Origin of the sequence: Cognatiyoonia sp. IB215446, from assembly GCF_033963825.1 — a bacterium.
GTDB lineage: Bacteria > Pseudomonadota > Alphaproteobacteria > Rhodobacterales > Rhodobacteraceae > Yoonia.
This window is the reverse complement of sequence record NZ_JAXBMD010000018.1, coordinates 1-2,991: the sequence shown is the minus strand read 5'-3', so window position 1 is coordinate 2,991 and position 2,991 is coordinate 1. Positions and strand designations below refer to the sequence as shown.

General features: G+C 56.4%; 4 protein-coding genes. All 4 read right to left on the bottom strand.

Features of this window, described 5'->3' with window-relative positions:
- Nucleotides 1-716, bottom strand: a 716-nt coding sequence (locus SLH49_RS22270; protein WP_320271344.1) for an SDR family NAD(P)-dependent oxidoreductase, incomplete at its 3' end; no start/stop codon positions are given.
- Nucleotides 713-1,714, bottom strand: a complete 1,002-nt coding sequence (locus tag SLH49_RS22265; protein WP_320271343.1) for an LLM class oxidoreductase — start codon at nt 1,712-1,714, stop codon at nt 713-715. The genes SLH49_RS22270 and SLH49_RS22265, both read right to left, overlap by 4 nt.
- Nucleotide 1,715: 1 nt before the next feature.
- Entirely contained in the window at nt 1,716-2,498 is a 783-nt protein-coding gene (locus SLH49_RS22260; protein WP_320271342.1) for a CmcJ/NvfI family oxidoreductase, read from the bottom strand.
- 57 nt (nt 2,499-2,555) lie between these two features.
- A complete protein-coding gene (locus SLH49_RS22255) occupies nt 2,556-2,858 on the bottom strand; it encodes a DUF1330 domain-containing protein (RefSeq protein ID WP_320271341.1) in 303 nt (100 codons plus the stop codon).
- Nucleotides 2,859-2,991 lie beyond the last annotated feature (133 nt).

Here is a 2,991-nt window from a genome sequence, read left to right as displayed (position 1 = left end):
AAATCAACATGCCCAAAGCCGCCGGCATCATTGTCCCAATACTGTCCAGATGCATCGGCGAAGTCGTCATCCAGCGATAGGCGGCACAGGATGTCTGCACCGATCTGCAGGTCATGTCCGGCGACCCCGAAGCCCTCTTTCACCATTTTTGACGCTAACAGAGAGCCAGGATTGACCGCGATGAAGACCGGGCCGTCAGGGTGTGCTGCTGCCATCTGCGCAGACCACAAGGCGATGCCGCGTTTGCTCTGTGCGTAGGCCCCCATGTCGTCTAGATGCTTGTCTCCGGCTAGAGCCGCGAGATCGACCGGGGCCTGGGCAGCAGAAGACAGGTTAATGATGCGACCATCGCTAGGAATGATCGGCAACATCGCCTTGGTGAGAACATGCGGTGCTAGTGTGTTCACCACGAACCGCACATCCTGGCCGTTTGGCAGAATGGGGTTGGGGGTTTTGTACACTCCGGCATTGTTGATGAGCACATCTATGCGGTTGTGGTTGGCTGTGATTGCCTCAGCGAGTTTGGCCGTCTCTTCCAGTGACGACAGGTCGGCCTGATATGTGGCGACATCGCCTCCAAGCTCTTTTGCTGCGGCCTCCAGCTTGTCCGCGCTTCGGCCATGCAGAATGATACTATGGCCCATGTCAGCGAGGGTCTTGGCGGTCAGCAACCCGATGCCGTCGGTTGATCCGGTGATGAGAATGGTTTTGGTCATTGCACACTCTTTTCTGTTGGAAATTCGGAAAGTACCTCATCGGCCAGGCGCTTCATGGTGTGTTCGATGTCGGCTTGGTTGAACCGCAGGTTCAGGGCGACGTGGTTGATCCCGTGATCACGCAAAGACGCGAGATAAGTCTTCAGGAACGTGATGCCGGATCGGAAGCCCAGATGGATCGGTGTGGGTTCTGCATCATCCTCGGCGATAAGATCGACATAAAGCGACTGCATGACCGGCTTTGTGTCTGCACCAGCATTTGCACCGCGCAAACGATAATCTTTCACCACCTGCGCCTGTGATACGATGTCCCGTGGATACGTCATCCACCCATCACCATGAATCGCAACCCATTCCGGGTTTTGCTGTGAACCACCGGTGATGAGGATCGGCACCCGCCCACTTGCAGGTTTGGGCAACATATCCATCGACCCATTCAGCGTTCCATGGTCGCCGCTATATGACGGGTAGTCAGCGGCCATGGCTCGAATGTAATCCAGGCTTTGACGGAACCTGTCTCCTCTGTCCGGGAAGCTCATGCCGAGGGCCGGGTATTCTTCGGGGCGGTCGCCGGATGCGACACCCAGTAAGAGACGACCTCCTGACAATTGGTCTGCGGACGCTGCTGCTTTGGCCACATGGGCCGGATGGCGCAGGGGCAAGATGATGCTGGCGACGCCAAGGGCTATATTCCGTGTCACACCAGACAGCAGCCCAAGATAGACAAACGGATCGAACGTCTGACCTGCATCGCCGAAGGTCGGCACGTTGAAGGGGACATCACGCAGCCACAGAGCGGCAAACCCCAACGCATCTGCCATCTTCGCCCGTTCGATGTGGCGGCTCATATCCGGCACCGGGCTGCCGCGATGTGCATCCAGCGGGACAACTAAACCAACAGTCAGGTCTCCCGGTCGGAACACTGTGTTGTAGGCCCGGTTAAGGGAGGGGAACGTCATGGATGTCGCTGTGTCTGGCATCACCTGCGTATCTACCATCTCAATCTCCGTAGCGCATCAAAGTGCGGCTCTCGATGCTTTGCCGGATTGTAGTGATCGTCGGGTCCTCGACCATATCCAGGGCCGAATGGGCCACCGACGCCTTTCCTCGGTTGTCGTAGATGTTGAAGAAAGCCACCTCATCCGGCGTCATACGGGATTGATACACCCATTCATGGTTTGGGTTCCCGACAAGCCCCATGATGTGTCCCCGCCGGTCAGGGTAAATGAGGTCGAGCAAAAGCCAGTCTTCGTTGGCCACGCTGGAAGGGCGCACAAAGCCCAGAGGTGCCGAATTGATCGGGTTTTCGACCGGACGCCAGACATTGATGAAGCCGTAATGTCCGCGTGACCATTCAGCCGCTTTGACCTCACCCAGTATGTCGATCAGCCGCTGATGCGCACCTTCGGGGCTGTAGTCGCTGTGGACATTGCGGGCCGGTTTGCGTGTCGCGTTGGGGTCGTCGATACGGACGGTATGGTCAAAGATGATGACCTCAGTTGCACCAACTGCACGTGTGAGTAGGGTCGTGAGTTCCTGGTCATAGGCGTCTTGCCAATTGTAGTCTTGGTCGAAGGCGCTCACAGTTGAGGGCGCGGTCAGGAACCCAACACTATCCCGGTCAAAACTCACATCGCCATCACTGCGGACATCGGTGAGTTGGATCTCGGTCACATCGTGTTCGGGCGAGATGATCTTCCCGACAACACCACCGGCGTCGATATGGTAGGCTTGCCGCTCAGATGCATGAACATGGTAATTCACCGTTGCAGTGCGTGGCATCAAGAATGTCCTTGTTGCAGGAGGCCCGGTGCGATGCACCGGGCCGATATCAGCTATTCAGGCGAGATCGTCTTTGCCTTCGATCACGAAGTGGTAGCTTTCCGATCCTGCAGTCCGGGCATCGAGATGAGGTTTGTACTCAGGATCATTCATGAAGTTCATTGCCGCCTCTTTCGATGGCCACTCCAGGATGATGCGAAGTGCGGCAGCTTGTTCACCGCCCTCGACCTGTTCGTGCGATGCGGTGCGGGCGAGATACTTGCCACCATGCTTTGCCACCAGCTTGTTCGCGGTCGGCAGGTAATCGGGGATCCAGTCTTCGCTGGATGGCGTAACGGCGAGAACGGAATAGTAGGCCATGGGGTATCTCCTGTTGGATTGTCTGTTCCGCACAAGATATCGGCCATTGCAAAACCTGAATAAACTGGGTCAGATCAGAAATGATATTTCCGGTTTTGGATATAATGATGGAAACAGATACCCTGCGCCTCTT